The 18307-nt window shown below is 67.4% G+C and carries 16 protein-coding genes and 1 tRNA gene; 8 read left to right on the top strand and 9 right to left on the bottom strand.

What is annotated here, in order from left to right; all coding sequences use genetic code 11:
• Nucleotides 1-133: 133 nt before the first annotated feature.
• From GY40_RS02720 to map, 3 genes are read right to left on the bottom strand one after another with little or no spacing between them, the layout of a single operon-like run.
• The gene (locus GY40_RS02720) at nucleotides 134-499 is read right to left on the bottom strand and encodes a DUF488 domain-containing protein (RefSeq protein ID WP_038358491.1); all 366 of its coding nucleotides are present in this window, start codon (nucleotides 497-499) and stop codon (nucleotides 134-136) included.
• A gap of 14 nt (nucleotides 500-513) precedes the next feature.
• Nucleotides 514-1269 (bottom strand): RadC family protein, encoded by a 756-nt coding sequence (gene radC, locus GY40_RS02715; RefSeq protein ID WP_038358490.1) that lies wholly within the window; start codon nucleotides 1267-1269, stop codon nucleotides 514-516.
• Complete coding sequence (gene map, locus GY40_RS02710) at nucleotides 1266-2090, bottom strand: type I methionyl aminopeptidase (protein ID WP_038358488.1); 825 nt, start codon at nucleotides 2088-2090, stop codon at nucleotides 1266-1268. Before map ends, radC begins: the two co-directional genes overlap by 4 nt.
• Nucleotides 2091-2219: 129 nt before the next feature.
• Here map and GY40_RS02705 point away from each other — a divergent pair, with 129 nt between their 5' ends.
• The 4 genes from GY40_RS02705 to gpt all read left to right on the top strand — a co-directional run bounded on the left by GY40_RS02705 (nucleotide 2220) and on the right by gpt (nucleotide 6691).
• Nucleotides 2220-3065 carry an FkbM family methyltransferase gene (locus tag GY40_RS02705; protein WP_038359903.1) on the top strand — a complete coding sequence of 282 codons (846 nt, stop codon included), beginning with the start codon at nucleotides 2220-2222 and terminating at the stop codon, nucleotides 3063-3065.
• 95 nt (nucleotides 3066-3160) lie between these two features.
• Entirely contained in the window at nucleotides 3161-3922 is a 762-nt protein-coding gene (locus GY40_RS02700) for a competence/damage-inducible protein A (protein WP_038358487.1), read from the top strand.
• Between the two features lie 364 nt (nucleotides 3923-4286).
• Complete coding sequence (locus GY40_RS02695; protein WP_051987452.1) at nucleotides 4287-6050, top strand: methyl-accepting chemotaxis protein; 1764 nt, start codon at nucleotides 4287-4289, stop codon at nucleotides 6048-6050.
• Between the two features lie 131 nt (nucleotides 6051-6181).
• Complete coding sequence (gene gpt, locus GY40_RS02690; RefSeq protein WP_038358485.1) at nucleotides 6182-6691, top strand: xanthine phosphoribosyltransferase; 510 nt, start codon at nucleotides 6182-6184, stop codon at nucleotides 6689-6691.
• 15 nt (nucleotides 6692-6706) lie between these two features.
• Here the strand turns inward: gpt and GY40_RS02685 are convergent, their stop codons facing one another.
• The 4 genes from GY40_RS02685 to GY40_RS02670 all read right to left on the bottom strand — a co-directional run bounded on the left by GY40_RS02685 (nucleotide 6707) and on the right by GY40_RS02670 (nucleotide 10506).
• Nucleotides 6707-8302 carry an EAL domain-containing protein gene (locus GY40_RS02685; RefSeq protein WP_038358481.1) on the bottom strand — a complete coding sequence of 532 codons (1596 nt, stop codon included), beginning with the start codon at nucleotides 8300-8302 and terminating at the stop codon, nucleotides 6707-6709.
• Between the two features lie 154 nt (nucleotides 8303-8456).
• Nucleotides 8457-9350 (bottom strand): DMT family transporter, encoded by an 894-nt coding sequence (locus GY40_RS02680; RefSeq protein ID WP_081925077.1) that lies wholly within the window; start codon nucleotides 9348-9350, stop codon nucleotides 8457-8459.
• Nucleotides 9351-9476: 126 nt separating this feature from the next.
• A complete protein-coding gene (locus GY40_RS02675) occupies nucleotides 9477-9902 on the bottom strand; it encodes a DUF1330 domain-containing protein (protein ID WP_038358478.1) in 426 nt (141 codons plus the stop codon).
• A gap of 4 nt (nucleotides 9903-9906) precedes the next feature.
• Nucleotides 9907-10506, bottom strand: coding sequence for a DUF2239 family protein (locus GY40_RS02670; protein WP_038358476.1), 600 nt, complete (start codon nucleotides 10504-10506; stop codon nucleotides 9907-9909).
• 171 nt (nucleotides 10507-10677) lie between these two features.
• On the opposite strand from GY40_RS02670, the gene GY40_RS02665 reads away from it, so the two are divergent.
• The 3 genes from GY40_RS02665 to GY40_RS02655 all read left to right on the top strand — a co-directional run bounded on the left by GY40_RS02665 (nucleotide 10678) and on the right by GY40_RS02655 (nucleotide 16033).
• Entirely contained in the window at nucleotides 10678-13494 is a 2817-nt protein-coding gene (locus GY40_RS02665; RefSeq protein WP_038358474.1) for a phosphoenolpyruvate carboxylase, read from the top strand.
• Between the two features lie 242 nt (nucleotides 13495-13736).
• Entirely contained in the window at nucleotides 13737-15302 is a 1566-nt protein-coding gene (locus GY40_RS02660; protein WP_051987450.1) for an AMP-binding protein, read from the top strand.
• 74 nt (nucleotides 15303-15376) lie between these two features.
• A complete protein-coding gene (locus GY40_RS02655) occupies nucleotides 15377-16033 on the top strand; it encodes a DUF1190 domain-containing protein (protein WP_248311080.1) in 657 nt (218 codons plus the stop codon).
• Between the two features lie 35 nt (nucleotides 16034-16068).
• On the opposite strand, the gene GY40_RS02650 is transcribed toward GY40_RS02655, so the two are convergent.
• Both GY40_RS02650 and GY40_RS02645 read right to left on the bottom strand, forming a co-directional pair.
• A tRNA-Leu gene (locus tag GY40_RS02650) sits at nucleotides 16069-16154 on the bottom strand.
• A gap of 54 nt (nucleotides 16155-16208) precedes the next feature.
• A complete protein-coding gene (locus GY40_RS02645) occupies nucleotides 16209-16862 on the bottom strand; it encodes a DUF938 domain-containing protein (RefSeq protein WP_051987449.1) in 654 nt (217 codons plus the stop codon).
• Between the two features lie 126 nt (nucleotides 16863-16988).
• Between GY40_RS02645 and GY40_RS02640 the strand changes: the two genes are divergently transcribed.
• Nucleotides 16989-18251, top strand: a complete 1263-nt coding sequence (locus tag GY40_RS02640; RefSeq protein WP_038359895.1) for a CNNM domain-containing protein — start codon at nucleotides 16989-16991, stop codon at nucleotides 18249-18251.
• The last annotated feature ends 56 nt before the right edge of the window (nucleotides 18252-18307 follow it).

The following is an 18307-nucleotide window of genomic DNA, read 5'->3' as shown; positions in this document are numbered from 1 at the left end:
CGCATTCGCAGGCGTTCGGGAAGAGGGGGGCAAGCCGGCCAAAGGGGCAAGCATGCCTATTCCTTGGGCAGACGCGGGCGGGCCGGCTCGGCGAATAGTCTAAGACCCGCCGTTACGGAAGACGCAGCCGCGATCAGCCGCTCGCCGGAGGATGCCCAACAAGCCACAGGCGCAGCGCTTCGGCGTTGTTGCGGGCCTCGTCCCTGGCGGCATAGAGCAGCGTCACCCGGCCGGCGGCGATCTTCTCCATCAGAATGGCAAGCGCGGCCTGTGCCGAGGCGCTGCCAAGCTCGGCCGCATAGGCCGCGCGGAAGATTTCCCACTGATCCGGATGACCGTGAAATTCGTGCCGCAAGGCATCGCTCGGCGCGATGTCCTTGAGCCAAAGATCGATCCGCTCCTTCCTCACGCCGCGCGGCCAGAGCCGGTCGACCAGGATGCGGGTGCCGTCCTCCGGGGAGGGGGGATCGTAGACGCGCTTGACCGATAATTGCGCCATAGCTGCCTCCGCGCTCAGCCCTCGATCAGCCCCAGGCTGCGGAAGCTCGCATGGCCATCGCGGCCGACGATGATGTGGTCGTGGATCGCGATGCCGAGCGGCTTGGCGATATCGACCAGCTCGCGCGTCATCCGCATGTCGGCGCCGGAGGGAGTCGGGTCGCCCGAGGGGTGGTTATGGACGAGGATGATGGCCGAGGCCGAGAGCTCCAGCGCGCGGCGCATCACCTCGCGCGGATAGACCGGCGTATGATCGACCGTGCCGGTCTGCTGCACCTCGTCGGCGATCAGCGCGTTCTTCTTGTCGAGGAAGAGGATGCGGAACTGCTCGCGCTCGGCGAAGGCCATCGCCATGCGGCAATAGTCGAGGACGGAGGACCAGGAGGACAGGACCGTGCGCTTGGCGACGGCGCCCTTGGCCATGCGCTTCAGCGCGGCTTCGACGATCTTGAGATCGAGCGCCACGCCTTCGCCCACGCCCTTGATCTCGGTGAGGCGGGAGGCCGGTGCAGCGAGCACCTCGGCGAAGGAGCCGAAGCGCTGGACCAGCTCCTTGGCGAGCGGCTTGACGTCACGCTGCGGGATCGAGCGGAAGAGCAAGAGCTCGAGCAATTCGTAATCAGGCAGCGCATCGGCGCCGGCCTCCTGGAAACGGGCGCGCAGGCGGTCGCGATGGCCGTGGTAATGCGGGGTCGGCGGCGAGGCGGCAGCTTCGGCAAAGGCAGCAGGCGCGGGCGCCTTGCGTGATCCCTTGCCGATGCCGACGCTCATTTCGGGGCGAGCGGATTGTCGAGGCCGGCCGGCGAGAGCGTGAAGATCTCGCAACCCGTTTCGGTGACGCCGATCTGATGCTCGAACTGGGCGGAGAGCGAGCGGTCGCGCGTCACCGCCGTCCAGCCATCGGACAGCACCTTCACGCCCGGCTTTCCGAGATTGATCATCGGCTCGATGGTGAAGACCATGCCGGGCTTGAGCTCGATGCCTTCGCCCGGGCTGCCATAGTGCAGGATGTTCGGCGCGTCGTGGAAGAGCTGGCCGATGCCGTGGCCGCAGAAGTCGCGGACGACCGAGCAGCGCTCGCCCTCGGCATAGCGCTGGATGGCGAAGCCGATATCGCCGGTGGTGGCGCCGGCACGTACGGCCTTGATGCCGCGCAGTAGGCTTTCATAGGTGATCTCGACCAGCCTTTCGGCCTTTCGCGAGATCTCGCCGACGCCGTACATGCGGCTGGAATCTCCGTGCCAGCCATCGACGATCAGCGTGTAGTCGATATTGAGGACGTCGCCCTCGCGCAGCGGCTTGTCGTCGGGGATGCCGTGGCAGACGACATGGTTGATCGAGGTGCAGATCGACTTGGTGTAGCCGCGATAGAACAAGGTCGCCGGATAGGCGCCGTTGTCCATGGCGAACTGGAAAGCGAGGTCGTCGAGGCGCTGCGTCGTGACGCCCGGCTTGACGTAGGCGCCGAGCATGTCGAGCCCCGCCGCCGTCAGCCGGCCGGCCTTGTGCATGGCGGCGAAGGCCTCGGGGCCGTGGATCTTGATGACGGGCTCGCGCGAACGCGAACGGCCGATGGTGTCTTCGAATGTCATTGCGCGCGGAGAACTCCTTGATCCCATATCTATTGCGTTTGCCGGCGGAGGCAAGCCGGAAGCGGCATCCGCGCTCCCGAATGGCTGGTGTTGCGCCGCCGCACGGTGTATCAGGCTGCCGCAATGGCCATGATCGAACCCAGCACGGCGGAAGAGCAGCCCTTCGGCGCCTTCGCACCGAAACCCTTCGTAGCGCGCATCATCTCCCGGACACGCGCTGCCCCGGATAATTTTTTCGGCCGGAAGAGCGCCTATGCGCTGCGCAGCATCGGCTTGCGCGCACTCGAGGGTGCGCCGGTCGACATCGAGGCGCTCGGCGCCAAGATGAGGCTCCATCCGAACGGCAATATCTGCGAGAAGCGGGTGCTGTTCACGCCGCAATATTTCGATCCGATCGAGCTGGAGATGCTGGCCTCGCGCCTGCGCGACGGCTTCACCTTCATCGATGTGGGCGCGAATATCGGCGCCTATTCGCTCTTCGTCGCCGCCCGCGCCGGGCGCAGCGCCCGCGTCCTGGCGGTCGAGCCGCAGCCGGACGTGTTCGCCCGCCTCGCCTATAACATCGCACAGAACCCGTTCGGCACGGTGAAGGCGGTGGCCTGCGCGCTGGCCGACAAGCCCGGCGAGCTGACACTGTTCATCGACCCGGCCAATCGCGGCGAATCGAGCGTACGCATTCTCAACTCGACCACGGCCAGCCCCGTGAAGGTGCCGGCGACGACGCTGCTCGCGCTCGTCGAAAGCGAGCATTACGAGCGCATCGATGCGATTAAGCTCGATGTGGAAGGGGCGGAGGATCTGATCCTGGAGCCCTTCCTGCGCGATGCGCCGCCCTCGCTCTGGCCCGGTTTCATCATCATCGAGGATTCGCGCCTGCGCTGGCAGAGCGACCTGGCTGGGCTGCTGAAGCGCAGCGGCTACCGGCTGGTCCGGCAGACCCGCATGAACATGCTGTTCGAGCGCGATCCGGCCTGAGCACGCAGGGCCGGCATGGCAGGCGCGCAATCGGGGATGCTTGAGCAAAGCCTCGCGACGCCCTAGCTCTTGACCCTCAGGTCAGGAGCCGCGTCATGTCCGCAAGCCAAAGCAGCCAGCCGCCCGTCATCGTGACGGCGGCGATCCTCGTCATCGGCGACGAAATCCTGTCCGGGCGGACGAAGGACAAAAACATCGGCTATATCGCCGAGTACCTGACCAATATCGGCATCGAGCTGCGCGAGGTCAGGGTGGTGCCGGACGTCACCGACGAAATCGTGGCGGCGCTGAACGCGCTGCGCGTCCGCTACACCTATGTCTTCACGACCGGCGGCATCGGCCCGACCCATGACGACATCACCGCCGATGCGGTGGCGGCGGCCTTCGGCGTCTCGATCGACTACGATCCGCGGGCGGTCGCGATGATGCGCGAGCGCTTCGCCGCCGAGGATCTGAACGAGGCGCGGATGCGGATGACGCGCATCCCGGCCGGTGCGGAGCTGATCGCCAATTCGGTCTCGAAGGCGCCGGGCTTCAATATCGGCAACGTCTATGTGATGGCCGGCGTGCCCGCGATCATGCAGGCGATGCTCGACGTCGTCGCGCCGACGCTCACGACCGGCACGAAGATCCTCTCCGATACGGTTCAGGCCGGCCTGCGCGAGGGCGATATCGGCGGGCCGCTGGCGGAGGTCGCGAAGGCGCATCCCGACGTCTCGATCGGCTCCTATCCGTTCTGGTCCGAAACGGGGCCGGACACCAACATTGTGGTGAGGTCGCGTGATGCGGAGAAACTCCAGGTTGCAATGGCGGAGGTGAAAAAGATGATCCGCGAATACGGGCAGCGTGCTCGCTAAGGTTGTTGCGTTGTATGCAACTTATGCGGGCATATATGCTGTGCCGGCTACTTGATCGTCCTGACGTAATGCGAATTTGAGCTTTTGCGGCTCTCGAATAGAAGTGATTATACTTATTCTTTCACTCTGTAGTACATGTTGACGTTATTTGGGGAAGATAATTCTCTTTTAAAGTATTCGTAAACCGTTTTATGCGATGACTATACCGCGGCTGGAGCGAATTCAGGCCGTGCCCGTGGCTGCGACCTGCTGCGGGCATTTTCCTTGACTTTCATCGTGACGACGGCCCGCGAACCGGAAGGCGTCGCGGCCTGTCCGGGGGGTATGGATGTCGCTCTTTTCCGGTCTTCTATCGAATCGCCGCATGGCGGAGCAGATCGCCGCAATCAATCGTTCGCAGGCGGTGATCGAGTTCGACCTCGACGGCAAGGTACTCGATGCCAACGAAAACTTCCTCAGCGTGATGGGATATTCGCTGGCCGAGGTGAAGGGGCAGCATCACAGCCTCTTCGTGACGCCGGAGGAGCGCGGCAGCGCGGCCTACAAGCAGTTCTGGGCCGATCTCGGCCGCGGCGAATTCTCGCGCGGGCAGTATCTGCGCGTTGGCAAGAGCGGCAAGGAGGTCTGGATCCAGGCGAGCTACAATCCGATCATGGGGTCAGGCGGCAAGCCGGTCGGTGTCATCAAATACGCCTATGACGTCACCGAGCAGAAGAACCTGCTTGCGGATCTCGAAGGCCAGCGCGCCGCGATCGACAAGGCGCAAGCCGTGATCGCGTTCGATCTTACGGGCAAGATCCTGCACGCCAACGAGAACTTCCTGACCGTGCTGGGCTATGCGCTGCCGGAGATCGCCGGGCAGCATCACCGCATGTTCGTCGACCCGACCGAGCGTGAATCGAGCGCGTACAAGGCGTTCTGGGAACGCCTCGGCCGCGGCGAGTACGATGCCGGCCAGTACCGGCGCATCGGCAAAGGCGGCAAGGAGGTCTGGATCCAGGCGAGCTACAACCCGATCCTCGACGCGCAGGGGCGACCCTACAAGGTCGTGAAATTCGCCACCGACATCACCGCGACCTTCAAGGGCAAGCAGCTCGAGGCGGCGGTGAAGGAAACCTCCGAGACGATCGCCCGCGCGAAGGCGAAAGATCTGACCGGCCGGGTGCCGCTCGAAGGCAAGAGCGGCGAGGTCGCGACCCTTTGCGCGGGCGTCAACGACCTGCTGGACACGCTTGCCGAGGTCATCGGCTCGGTGCGCGACATTTCCGTGCGGATCGACGGCGCATCGCTCAAGATCACCTCGGACAGCCAGCAGCTCGCGGAACGCACCGAGGCCAATGCCGCGAGCCTCCAGGAGACGGCGGCGACGACCGAGGAGCTCGCGGCTTCCGTCAAGCACAGCGCCGGCAACTCGAAAATGGCCGTGCAGCTCGGCAACGAGGCGAGCGATGTCGCGGCGCGCGGCGGCGCGATCGTGACCGAGGCGGTCGATGCGATGGGGCGGATCGAGAAGGCGTCCTCCGGTATCTCGGAGATCATCTCGATGATCGACGAGATCGCCTTCCAGACCAATCTGCTCGCGCTCAACGCGGCGGTCGAGGCCGCCCGTGCGGGCGATGCCGGGCGCGGTTTCGCCGTGGTGGCAACTGAGGTGCGGGCGCTCGCTGCGCGCTGCAGCGAATCCGCCAACGGCGTCAAGACGTTGATCGCGAATTCTGCGCAACAGATTCAAGCCGGCGTCGGGCTGGTCAAGGATGCCGGGGCGACGCTGCGCGAGATCGTCGATGCGGCCTCCAAGGTGGCGAGCACGGTCAACGAGATCTCGCAGGCGACGGTCGAACAGGCCAACGGCATCGACGAGATGGCCCGTACCGTCGCCCATATGGACGAGATGACCCAGCAGAACTCGCTGCTGGCCGACCAGAGCGCGAAGGTCGCGCGCGACCTCCAGCAGGAGACCGAGGCTCTCAGCACGATGGTCTCGGCCTTCAAGCTTGACGGCCAGCGTCGGCAGCCCGTGCCGCATCTCGTCCATTCGGCAGCGCCTGTCGCGGTGAATGCGCGGCCGGCCGTAGTTCTCGCCAGACGCCTTGCAGGCGGCGGCGCGGATGGCTGGGCGGAATTCTGAAGCCGGCGAGGGCGCGCGACAGGCGCCATTGGGGATCGCCGCCGCCGGCCTCTTGCCAGCGGCGGCGCAATAGGGTTTTCGGTCTGTAGCAGGGCGCGTCTGGCGCCGCGATCAGCCCGGAGCGCTCCGCCATGGCCGAACCAACCTCGAACAAGGCCTTCCCGGTTTCCTGGGACCAGTTCCACCGCGATGCGCGCGCGCTCGCCTGGCGGCTGGCCGACAAGGGGCCCTTCGAGGCGATGGTCTGCATCACGCGCGGCGGGCTGGTGCCGGCGGCGATCATCTGCCGCGAGCTGGGGCTTCGGCTGATCGATACGGTCTGCGTCGCGAGCTATCACGACTACAAGAACCAGTCGGAGCTCAAGGTCCTCAAGGACGTCGCGCCGAACATCAAGGCGATCGGCGACGGCAAGGGCAAGGGCGTGCTCGTCGTCGACGACCTGACCGATACCGGCAAGACGGCGCGCGTGGTGCGCGAGATGCTGCCCAACGCGCATTTCGCCACGGTCTACGCCAAGCCCGCCGGCGTGCCGACGGTCGATACCTTCGTCACCGAGGTCAGCCAGGACACCTGGATCTACTTTCCCTGGGACATGGCCCTCACCTATGTCGAGCCGATCGCCAAGGGGCATAAGGGCTGAGCCGGGCCGATCCGCTCAGGCGATGGCGCGCCGGATGAGTTCCGGGCCGGGGCCGTATTCGTGCTGGCGGCGGCGGTGGAAGGCGACGAACTCCCCGGCCGGGAGAGGCTTGGAGAACAGCCAGCCCTGACCGAACCGCACGCCGCGCTCGCGCAGATAGGCGAGCTGCTCCTCGGTTTCGATGCCTTCCGCGACGATGTGGAGGTCGAGCGTCTTCGCCATGTCGATGATGTGGCCGATCACCGGGCTCGTCGCCGCGTTCCGGCCGATGGTCTCGACGAAGGCCTTGTCGATCTTCAGCGCGTCGAGCGGCAGGCGCTGCAGATATTGCAGGCTGGAATAGCCGGTGCCGAAATCGTCGATGGCGACGGAGTGGCCGAGCCTGCGGGCCTCGATGATCGTCGCGCGGGCGGCCTCGACATCGATGAAGCCGCGCTCGGTCGCTTCGAGCCAGAGCTGCTCGGTCCGGATTCCCGTATCGGCGATGGCTTGTTGAATGAAGGCCAGGACGCGTCCGCTGACGAGATCCTCCGCGCTCAGATTGAGTGCGATATGCAGGGAGCGATCGGCGACGAGGACGGAGGCGAGGTCGTGGATCACCGCCTCCACCATCTGGTTGGTGAGCGCGCCGATCAGGCCGTTCTCCTCGGCGAGCGGGATGAAGAAATCGGGCCGGACCGCGGTCCCGTCCGGGCGGCGCCAGCGGGCGAGAGCCTCGGCGCCGACACAGATGCCGGTCTCGATGTCGATGATCGGCTGGTAATGCGCCACGAACTCGCGATTGCGCAGCGCGAGCTCGAGCTCCCCGAGCGGCGAGAGGCGTCGGCGTGCGAGCCAGGTGATCAGAGCCACGAGGCTGGCCGCCATCAGGCCGGCGACCGGTAGCAGCAGCCAGCGCTCCTCGCTCAGCGTTTGCGCGATCCGCTCCCGCGAGGAGATGGCGATCGCGATCCAATCCTTGGAGCGGGCGGCGGCGAAGATGTGGTCGTCGTCGATGCCACTGCGGGGCTGCTTCAGCAGCGAGTTCACGAGGTGGCCGTCGGGGTCGCCGTGTGCCGCGACCAAGACGCCGCCCTCGCTTGCAATCACGAGCTGGGTGTCGGTGTCGGTCGCGACATCGGCCAGCAGGGAGGGATCGACCAGGATGTTGTGGTCGCGAAAATGCAGCGCCATCATTGGCTTGACGTGTGACACGATGGGCTGCACCCGCACCGTGACTGCAATCCCGTCGGCCGTCTCATAGTCGACGGGCGCGCGGGTGACCGTCGTCGCGACCTGGCCCCAGGAGGAACAGACGAGCCGGCCGTCCTTGAAGTAGCCGATCTCGTTGATCGCGGTGTTGTTCATCACGATCTCGCGCATCAGCGCGATATGCTGTGTGGAGCAGGGGACAATCTCCGCCTTGGTCAAGGCGAGGAGCGCATCGCGCACTTCGTCGTAAAGGAGCTGGGCTCGCGAGCTTCCTTGCTCGGCGAAGGCCCGCAGGTTTCGCTCCTCGCGACGCAGGGCGCTGACCCAGGAAACATGCAGCATCAGCACGATGGGCAGAATCACCGCGACGGCGGCGAGAACAGCCGCCAGCACAATGATGTGAACGCGCTTTCGACCCATGCAGCCTGTCGGTGGGCGCCTGCGTCAGTCAGGCCTGCCCGCCAGCATGGCGCCTATCCGATAAATATTTGGTTTCGCAGGTGAATCGATTTCGGTGTGAGAGTCGGTTTTCGGGGCCGCATGACGATGCTTCCGAGCGGAGATCTCGACGCCGTCAATTCGCCGATGGCGAGCGGAACGCCAGCACCATCCCGGCGATGACGACCGTCATGCCGGCGATCTCGGTCGGCGAGGGGTATTCGGCGAGAAGCAGTGCGCTGCAGGCCGCCGTCACCACCGGCACCAGCGGCAGGAAGAGCGTGGCCTTCGCCGCTCCCAGCATCGCGACGGTGCGGGCATAGAGATAGAGCGCGACGACCCCGACCAGAACGCCCTGGTAGAGGGCCTGCAGGAGCACCTCGGCGAGCGGAACCTGCGCCATATGGACCGGCAGCGCGAGGGCGACGAGGCCGAGCAGCGGCAATGCCAGCACGCAGGACGCCACCGTGACCTCGACCGAGCTCGCGCCCCAGCGCCGCGCCAGCAGGCCGAAGACCGACCACATCGCGGCGATCAGGACGAAGAGCAGGTCGCCGATCCAGGCATCGGGCCGGGAGGGCGTCGCCATCAGCGCGTCGCGCGAGAAGATCGCGATGCCGAGGACGATGGTGCAGAGACCGGCGAGCCGCATCCGCCCGGCACGCTCGCCGGTCACCAGGAAGACCAGCAGCGCTGTGAAGACGGGGATCAGCCCCGGCGAGATGATCGACGAGTGCAGGGCCGGCGCAAAATGGGCGCCGCCGACAAGGATCAGGCTGTAGAGCGGCCCGATGAGCAGCGCCATGAACCAGGCCCGCTTCCAGCCGAGCGACCCGACGGGAAAGGGGCGGATCCGCGTCGCCGCCCAGGGAATCAGCACGGCGGAGGCCGAGACGAAACGCAGGATGGTGACATCGGCCGGCGACAGGCCGGTCAGCATCGCATGGCGCGAAACCACGGACTGGACGCCCCAGATCAACGCTGTCGCGAGCCCGCACAGAATGCCGAACCACCGTGTGTGGGAACTCATGATGCGCTTCTGTCGAGGGGGCTAAAGGCAAAGGGTGCCGGCGGGCTATGCCTTTGGGTCCGTGCCGTGGCAATGGCGTTTCACGCAGCCCGTCCCGGCGTTCCGGCGATGGCGGTTTCGCCTGCTTCAGCCCGGAAGGGGGCGGGAGACGAGTGGCAGCAGCCGCGCATCCTCGACCGCGGCCGTGCGGTGGCCGATGCCGGCGAGATAGGCCGCGTTGCCGGCGAAGGCGATGAAATCCGCAACCGATCTCTGCCGGACCAGCATGGCGCGATCCCACCGTTCGCCCTGCGGGCCGATGAGGAAGGGGCCGCCCTCGGCCAGGAACAGCAGCGAGCCGCCGCTCGCTTCCAGATAAGGCCGCGTATGCGCGACGTAGCGGTCGAAGGCTTCCGCGCCGTTGATCGGCCGTTCGGGGGCGAGATCCGGGTGGGCCGCATAATCGGCAACGCTGCGCAGGCGCAGCAGGTTCAGCATCACCACTTCGCCGGCGATGCCGCGGGCGACGAGATCGCGCCCGGCTTCCCAACTGGGTTCGAGATAGGTCTGCATCGTCTCAGCCCTGGGTGAAGGCGTCAGCCGCGAGCCTTGCGGCATGGGCGCGGATATCCGCTGGCCAGCTTTGGCTCCTGTCGGCGAAACCTGCGGCATCTCCGGCGAAGAGGGCGCGCGACGCCTCCTCGAAGCCCTCGCGGTTCCCGGCCATGGCGGAGATGAAAGCGTAAGCCGCTTCCTGCGCCTGCCTCGCTCGGCTGCGGCCGCCATCGTTGCGGCGGGCATCTTCGACGAGGCGGCGCAGGGCCTGCGAGGCCCCACCCGGCTGGGCCGAGAGCCACTCCCAATGGCGGGGCAGCAAGGTCACTTCGCGGGCGACGACGCCGAGCTTCGGCCGGCCGCGGCCACGCTCGGCCGGCGCGGCTCCGGGCTGGTCGGCGGGGCCGGTGGGAGCGGCCAGTCGCGCCGCGATCTCGGCTGCCGTGCCGCGCAGGTCGAGATCGACCACGCGGCCGGTCGCGTCGTCGAAGACGAGGATCGACGCTGCCGGCGCGGCTTCGAGCGCGGCCTTCACGGCGAGCGCGACATCGGCAAGCGGGCCGCTGGCGAGATGGGCGTCGTCCCGGAAAGCAGTGCAGGTTCGGGCAGCGAGATCGGACATGTCGGAGGCTCCTGGCGTTGCGGCCTTCTAGCGACATATCCGATGTCTGACAATATGACCCGGGTAAAATTAATCGAGCGAGGCGGGCTTGCCCTCCCAGGCAAGGGATGCTGCAATGCAGCAACGAAGGCGCGGCGTCGGTTCCGAAGCCTTGGCGGGAGGCGATTTACCGTGATCCAACCGGTTGAAACGGCGCCGATTCCCGCCATCGACATCGCCGCGCTCGCTGACGACCTTCAGGACAAGATCGAACAGGCGCGGCTCGCCTCCCGCGACGATCCGTTCGGCAACCCCGTGCTGCGCGTCACGCTCTGGCTGACGCGCCTGATGGATTCGGGCGAGCTCACGACGGCGGCGGCCGGCGAGTTGGTGCGCCTGCTCGGGCGCCGGGCGCTGCGGCAGCGGGCCGGGCGCCTCGCGCGCTATGTCGGGTTGGAGCGGGACGAGACGGCGGCTTTCGCTGCACTGGCCCGGCAGCAGGCCGAGGCGGCGGGCAGTTTCTCGGCCTTCCGTGCGGCGGTGGAGCGGCCTCGTTTCGGGGCCGTCTTTACCGCGCATCCGACCTTCGGCATGACGCGCCGGCTGGCGCATGCGCTGGCCGATCTTGCCTCCGGCCATGCTGCCGCCACTGCGGTCATCGAGGAGCCGCAGCTCAGCTTCCGTCCCGACGGGCGCATCACCTTGCAGGACGAGTTCGAGCAGGCGCGCTTCGCCGTCCGTCGTGCGCGCGATGCGATCGACCGGCTCAACGCCGCCTTCCTCGACGAGGCGCGGCAGCGTTGGCCGCAGGACTGGACGCGGCTCGCGCCGCGGCCGGTCATCCTGGCTTCCTGGGTCGGCTGCGACACGGACGGGCGCACCGATATCGGCTGGTGGGACACGCTGCGCTACCGGCTGGAATCGAAGGACGGGCAGTTCGCCCGCATCCTCGAAAAGCTGCCCGAAGAACCCGCGACCGCGGCGTTGCGCAAGCTGGTCGACGATGCGTGCGCGGCCGTCGGGAGGCAGCTTGCGCTGGCGCCGCCGATCGGCACGCAGCCATCGCTGGAGGCGTTGCAGGCCTTTGCGCTGGCGCTCGTCCATGAGCGTGAGACGGCCTTGCCGGACTCGTCACGCCTGCTCGCGGCGCTCGACGAGGCGCTGGGTCTGGCCTCCGACGAGACGAAGCGCGTGCTGGCGCTGGTCCGGGCCGGCGTCGTCGCGCATGGCGTCTCGATCGCGCTGCCGCATTTCCGGCTCAACGCCTCGCAGCTCCATAATGCCCTGCGCGGCGTCATCCCCTCCGATGGCGAACCGGCGGAGCCGGCCGAGCGGCGGGCCTTCCTCGCCGCCGCCAATGCGGAGCTCGGCAAGGTCGAGCCGGTCGCCGTCGATTTCGGAGCGCTCGCGGCCGAGCGCGCCTCGGCCGCGCGGATGATGATGACGATCGCCCAGATCGTGAAGCATGTCGACGGCTCGCGGCCAGTGCGCTTCCTCATCGCCGAGACGGAAACCGGCTACACGCTGCTCTGCGCGCTGTGGCTGGCGAGCCGCTTCGGCATTGCCGACAAGGTCGAGATCTCGCCGCTGTTCGAGACCTCGGACGCGCTGGAGCAGGGGCCGCGCATCATCGACGAGGCGCTGCGCAGCCCGCATTTCCGCGACTATCTCAAGAGCCACGGCCGGCTCTGCATTCAGTTCGGCTATTCCGATTCCGGCCGCTATATCGGGCAGGTCGCCTCGACCTTCTGGGTCGAGCGTTTGCGCATCCGCATCTGCGAATTGCTCGCCCGCTATGCGCTCACCGACATCGAGCTCGTGATCTTCGACACGCATGGCGAGTCGGTCGGGCGCGGCGCCCATGCCGACAGCCTCGCCGACCGGCTGGCCTATCTCGACCCGCCCTTCGCCCGGCAGGCTTTCGCCAAGGCCGGCATCGCCACGGTGCGCGAGACCAGCTTCCAGGGCAGCGACGGCTATCTGCTGTTCGGCACGCCACAGCTCGCGGGCGCGACGGTCGGCCGGATCGCGGAAGCGGTGTTCGTGGCCCCCGAGGCCGCCGACGACCCGATCTATGACGAGCCCGACTTCGCCAGCGAGTTCTTCCAGACCGTGCGGGAGGAGATGAACGCGCTCGTCGACGATCCCGGCTATGCCGCGCTGATCGGCACCTTCGGCCCCTCCTTGCTCGACAAGACCGGCTCACGTCCGGCGGCGCGACAGACCGAAGGGGCGGGGCCGGTGCGCATCCGGCATCCGCGCGAATTGCGGGCCATTCCCAACAACGCCATCCTCCAGCAGCTCGGCTGGATGGCGAACAGCCTGCATGGCATCGGCCATGGCGCGGCGCGCGCGCCCGACATCTTCCGCGCCATGCGCGAGCAGTCGGACCGCTTCGACCGCGCCTACAGGCTCGCCGCCCATGCGATGGGCCATAGCGACCTCGACGTGCTCAGGGCCTATCTCGACTCGCTCGACCCCGGAAGCTGGTTCGACCGGGCGCGGCGGACGACGCGGGATGGGCGCCGCGAGGAATTGCTCGTCGTCGCCGAGGCACTGTCGCGGCTGGAACTCGCGCCCATGCTGCGGCGGCTGTTCTGGCGGCTCTCAGCCGATGCGCTGAAGCTCAGGGCCACGGCCGACGACGTGCCGCGCATGCCGGTGCGGCTCGCGGCGCTGCATGCGCTGAGACTCGCGGCGATGCATCGCATCTGGCTGGCCGCAGCGCATATTCCCGATTTCCGGCCCCATGCCGGGTTGACGCGGGAGGCGTTGTTCGAGCGGCTGCTCAGGCTCGACGTGCCGGCCTCGCTCGCGCTGCTCGCCGAGATCTTCCCGCGCGATCCCGACCCGACCATCGGGCTCGATTTCGGCGAGCCGCCGGGGCCGCGCGAGGGCGGCACCTATGAGGCGCTGCATCGCGACGTGCTGACGCCGATGCTGGAGCTCTTCGCGCTGATCCGCGAGATTTCCGGCGCGATCCAGCACGAGATCGGGGCGTTCGGGTAATCCTGGACTTCCATCCCGCGGGTTATCCCGGGCGACCGAAGGGAGGCCCGGGATCCATGCCTGAGCCTCCGACGGCGATGCTCAGGCATGGATCCCGGATCGGCGCCGCTCACGCGGCTTGTCCGGGATGACCGGCGTAAAGGCCGATTCTGTCGCATGGTTCGCCAGCCAAGCGTTGCAACGCGCTCCGATGCCACTACCTTGACGGCAGAGGGAAACGCCGACCGGGAGACGAGCCAGACATGGCCGCCACCACATTCGACGCCGCCGGCGCGCGGATCACGATCTTTCGCGCGCTGCTCCAGGCCGTCGTGCGGCACGGCAAGAATCGCGTCGCGCTGGAGGATCCGGAGCGCCAGCCGATCACCTATGGCAGGCTCGTGCTGGGGGCGCTCGTGCTCGGCCGCAAGCTCGCGGCCCTGACGGGCGAGCGCGAGACGGTCGGCGTGCTGCTGCCGAACATGCAGGGCATGGCGGTGACGCTGTTCGCGCTCCTCGCCTATGGCCGGGTCCCGGCGATGCTGAACTTCACCGCGGGTGTGAAGAATCTGCGCGCGGCGGGCGAGCTGGCGCAGCTCAAGACCATCGTCACCTCGCGCCGCTTCGTCGAAAGGGGCGAGCTCGACAACGAGATCGCCGCGCTCGGGGAGGGCAGGCGGGTGATCTATCTCGAAGATATCCGCAAGCAGGTGACCAGCCTCGACAAGGCCTGGGGGGCGCTGCAGAGCCTCGCGCCGGGGCTGGTGCACAAGCGCTACGAGGCGGCGCCGGACGATCCGGCGGTGATTCTCTTCACCTCCGGCACGGAGGGGACGCCGAAGGGCGTGGTGTTGAGCCATGCCAATCTCGTCTCGAACGCCCGGCAGGTCTTCTCCCATGCCGCAGGGGCGATCTCGGAGCGGGACGTCTTCATGAACCCTCTGCCGGCCTTCCATTCCTTCGGGCTGACGGCGGGAATGCTGGTGCCGCTGCTGCACGGCATGAAGGTCGTGCTCTATCCGAGCCCGCTGCACTACAAGCAGGTGCCGAAGCTGATCGGCGACATGAAGGCGACCTTCCTCCTCGCCACCGACACGTTCCTGCAAGGATACGCGCGCGCCGCGGACAAGGACGACCTGATGAGCGTGCGCTTCGTCGTCGCGGGAGCCGAGCGGGTCAAGCCCGAGACGAAGCGGATGTGGGAGCCCTATGGCACCACCATCCTCGAAGGCTATGGCTGCACCGAGTGCTCACCCGTGCTCGCCGTCAACACGCCGCAGGCGATCCGCGAGGGCACGGTCGGCCAGCTCCTGCCCGGCATCGAGGCGAAGCTGGAGCCCGTCGAGGGCATTCATGAGGGCGGCCGCCTCACCGTGCGCGGGCCGAATGTCATGGCGGGCTATCTCGACCCGCAGCAACCCGGCAAGATCGTGCCGCCGGAGGGTGGCTGGCACGACACCGGCGACATCGTCGTGATCGAGGACGGTTTCGTCGCGATTCGCGGCCGGGCCAAGCGCTTCGCCAAGCTCGGCGGCGAGATGGTCTCGCTGGCGGCGGTCGAAACGATGGTCGCCAAGCTCTGGCCGGACCAGAATCACGTCGTCGTCGGCCTGCCCGATCCGCGCAAGGGCGAACAGCTCATCCTCGTCACCGAGAAGGCCGATGCCGACCGCGCGGCCTTGCAGGAGGCGGCGAAACAGCAAGGCTTTCCCGAGCTCTGGGTGCCGCGCGCCATCCTGGTGACGCAGGCGATTCCCGTGCTCGGCAACGGCAAGATCGACTACGGCGCGACGCGGGAACTGGCCGCTTCGCGCCGGGCGCTGCTGTGAAATTGCCAGTTGAAATGCCTTCCGACGATGACCTTAGGCACTCTTAAGCCACAATCGTAACTATGTTGCGCCGCATGATGATCCCGGCCACTGCCCTCGCCGCCCTGCGCATCGCCACGCTCGCCCCGGCGCTCTCGCTGGCGAGCCCTTCCGATCTGGCGGCGCAGTCGCCGGGCGCGACCTATATCCGGCGCGACGAATGCATCGAGGCGGGCAAGCTGACGGCGGAGCAATGCGAATTCGCTTACCGCAACGCGCGGGCCGAGTTCCTGCAGAAGGCGCCGCGCTATGCCTCGCGCGCCGCCTGCGAGCGCGCCCATAAGCGCTGCGGCGCCCAGATGATCTCGGCGGGCGGCTGGGAATCCTTCGGCAAGGGTGGCGCGACCTATGTGCCGCGCTTCATCGGCGTGCGGGTGACGGGCGAGGGGGCGGCCAGGCGCGCCTTGCCGGTGGTGGAGGGGGCAACCGTGATCGCCTTCGCCGGCCGGCCGATTTCCGAGTTGCAGGACAAGGTCGCGGGGCAGCGCGGCGTGGTCGGGCTCGTCAGCAATGTCGGGCGCGGGGCGCACCGGCATACCGGGCAATCCTCCGGGACCAGCGCCAAGAGCGGCGACCGCGACGACACAGTGCGCGTGCCGATGAAGGAAGAGTCGATCGGGGCCGATGTGCCACCCGGTCTCTATGTCGATCCCGATGGCGTCGAATGGTACAAGCCGGCGCGTCCGCACTGATCACGCGGATAGCGATGGGCAACCGGCGCAAAGGCTGGTGCGGACGGCGGGGATCGAACCCGCATAGCCAAAGGCTGAGAGATTTTAAGTCTCTTGCGTCTACCAGTTTCGCCACGTCCGCGCGGTTCGAGCGGTAGCGGGCCGGCGCTCGCGATGCAAGCGTAGTGCGGCCGCCTCAGCGCTTGCGGAAGATCACGCTGAGATTGTTCGCCGGCATCTCGACGATGTCGGGCGCGCCGAAGCCGCTGACCTGTGCGAGCGCGGTCACCGCACCGAGATCGCGCAGCCCCCATCCCGGATTGCGGCTGCGCAGGCTCTCGTCGAAAGCGAGGTTGCCGGGCTCCAATTCCCGGCCCGGGCGTCGGAACGGGCCGTAGAGGCAAAGCGGCGCTCCGCCGGCAAGCAAGGCTCCGGCATGGCGGAACAGCCCTTCGGTCGCCTTCCAGGGCGCGATATGGATCATGTTGATGCAGAGGATCGCGGCCGGCGCGAGGGCGGGCCAGGCATCGCCGCTGGCGTCGATCTCGATCGGCGGCAGGATGTTGGCGAGGCCGCTTTCGGCGCTCCATGCGGCGATGCTGGCGCGCGCATCCGGGCTCGGATCGCTCGGCTGGAAGGTCAGAGACGGCAATGCCTGCGCGAAATGCAGCGCATGCTCGCCCGAGCCGCTGGCGATTTCGAGGACGAGGCCGTTCGCGGGGAGAACGTCCCGCAGCACGGCCAGGATCGCGTCGCGGTTGCGCTGGGCGGATGGTGCGCGCAACCGCGCATCGCCTTCCGGGCGGGTGGCTTCGGCGGGATTCCAGAAGCTCGGCTTGGCGGTTGTCATGAGGCGGCCGCGATTCTCAGGGCACCCCCATCGCGTTGGAGGCGCAATACGCTATAAGGGGGCCGGAAGCTGGCCGCCAGATGTCGCGGCTTTGCAGGTCGCAGGCTGGTTTTGTTAACCGAAATCCTGATCGTCGTGGTGCTGACCGTGATCAACGGTCTGCTCTCCATGTCGGAACTCGCCGTCGTCTCATCGAGGCCGGCTCGGCTCAAGGTTCTCAGCGATCAGGGCAATAGGGGCGCGACGACCGCCCTGCGCCTCGCGTCTGATCCCGGCCGCTTCCTCTCGACGGTTCAGATCGGTATCACGCTGGTCGGCGTGCTCTCCGGCGCCTTCTCGGGCGCGACGCTCGGCACGCGCCTGTCGGCATGGCTCGGCACGCACGGATTCTCGCAATCGGTATCCGACACGCTCGGCGTCGGCATCGTCGTCGTCGCCATCACCTATCTGTCGCTGATCCTCGGCGAGCTCGTGCCGAAGCAGGTTGCGCTGCGCGATCCCGAGCGTGTGGCGGCGCGCGTCGCGCCGGCCATGGCGTTCCTGTCCAAGATCGGCGCGCCGCTGGTCTTCCTGCTCGACATCTCCGGCAAGGCGGTGCTCGCGCTTCTCGGCCAGAAGGGCGAGTCCGAGGAGAGAGTGACCGAGGAGGAGGTGCGCACCATCATCGCGGAGGCCGAGACGGCCGGCGTGTTGGAGCGCGACGAGCGCGAGATGATCACCGGCGTCATGCGCCTCGCCGACCGTTCGGCGCGGGCCCTGATGACACCGCGCCGCGAGGTCGAGGTCGTCGACCTCGCCGACAGCTCCGAGGAGATCTGCGCGCAGCTGCGGGCGACGCGCCGTTCGCGCCTGCCGGTGCAGGACGGCGAGTCGGATTCGATCGTCGGCGTCGTGGTGGTCAAGGACACGATCGATTTCCTCGCCAGCGGCGACATGCAGGAATTGCGGGCGCTGGTGAACGAAGCGCCGGTGGTGATGGATACCGCGGACGCGCTGCATGTGCTGCGCGAAATCCGCTCGAGCCGGGTGCATCTGGCGCTTGTCTTCGACGAATACGGTCATTTCGAGGGCATCATCACGCCGGGTGACGTGCTCGAGGCTATTATCGGCGTCTTCCAGGAGGAGGAGGAGAGCGAGCCTGCCGTGGTCGCGCGGCCGGACGGCTCCTATCTGGTCGCCGGCTGGATGCAGGCCGACGAGTTCTCGCAGGAGTTCGGCATCCCGATGCCGCGCGACGCGGACTTCCAGACCGTGGCTGGCTTCATCCTGGCCGAGATGAACCACCTGCCCAATGTCGGCGAGACCTTCGACAAGGATCGCTGGCGTTTCGAGGTGGTCGATCTCGACGGGCGCCGCATCGACAAGATCCTGCTCAGCCCGATCGCGTGATGCGGGCCGCCGGCATTGACGCCGGCGGAGCCTCCGTGGTGTAGTCGGGCCAAGGG

The sequence above is a fragment of the Allobosea sp. UNC402CLCol genome, assembly GCF_000745475.1.
Classification (GTDB): domain Bacteria; phylum Pseudomonadota; class Alphaproteobacteria; order Rhizobiales; family Beijerinckiaceae; genus Allobosea; species Allobosea spartocytisi.
The sequence above is the reverse complement of the archived record's forward strand: the minus strand, read 5'-3'. Positions and strand labels throughout refer to the sequence as shown.

Bases quoted from the DNA above. Each gene is read 5' to 3' on its own strand.
- GY40_RS02720 (WP_038358491.1), bottom strand. From the start codon at position 499: ATGGCGCAATTATCGGTCAAGCGCGTCTACGATCCCCCCTCCCCGGAG.
- GY40_RS02655 (WP_248311080.1), top strand. From the start codon at position 15,377: ATGATGATCCCGGCCACTGCCCTCGCCGCCCTGCGCATCGCCACGCTC.
- GY40_RS02700 (WP_038358487.1), top strand. From the start codon at position 3,161: ATGTCCGCAAGCCAAAGCAGCCAGCCGCCCGTCATCGTGACGGCGGCG.
- gpt (WP_038358485.1), top strand. From the start codon at position 6,182: ATGGCCGAACCAACCTCGAACAAGGCCTTCCCGGTTTCCTGGGACCAG.
- map (WP_038358488.1), bottom strand. From the start codon at position 2,090: ATGACATTCGAAGACACCATCGGCCGTTCGCGTTCGCGCGAGCCCGTC.
- GY40_RS02695 (WP_051987452.1), top strand. From the start codon at position 4,287: ATGGCGGAGCAGATCGCCGCAATCAATCGTTCGCAGGCGGTGATCGAG.
- GY40_RS02675 (WP_038358478.1), bottom strand. From the start codon at position 9,902: ATGCAGACCTATCTCGAACCCAGTTGGGAAGCCGGGCGCGATCTCGTC.
- GY40_RS02685 (WP_038358481.1), bottom strand. From the start codon at position 8,302: ATGGGTCGAAAGCGCGTTCACATCATTGTGCTGGCGGCTGTTCTCGCC.
- GY40_RS02660 (WP_051987450.1), top strand. From the start codon at position 13,737: ATGGCCGCCACCACATTCGACGCCGCCGGCGCGCGGATCACGATCTTT.
- GY40_RS02645 (WP_051987449.1), bottom strand. From the start codon at position 16,862: ATGACAACCGCCAAGCCGAGCTTCTGGAATCCCGCCGAAGCCACCCGC.
- radC (WP_038358490.1), bottom strand. From the start codon at position 1,269: ATGAGCGTCGGCATCGGCAAGGGATCACGCAAGGCGCCCGCGCCTGCT.
- GY40_RS02705 (WP_038359903.1), top strand. From the start codon at position 2,220: ATGATCGAACCCAGCACGGCGGAAGAGCAGCCCTTCGGCGCCTTCGCA.
- GY40_RS02670 (WP_038358476.1), bottom strand. From the start codon at position 10,506: ATGTCCGATCTCGCTGCCCGAACCTGCACTGCTTTCCGGGACGACGCC.
- GY40_RS02680 (WP_081925077.1), bottom strand. From the start codon at position 9,350: ATGAGTTCCCACACACGGTGGTTCGGCATTCTGTGCGGGCTCGCGACA.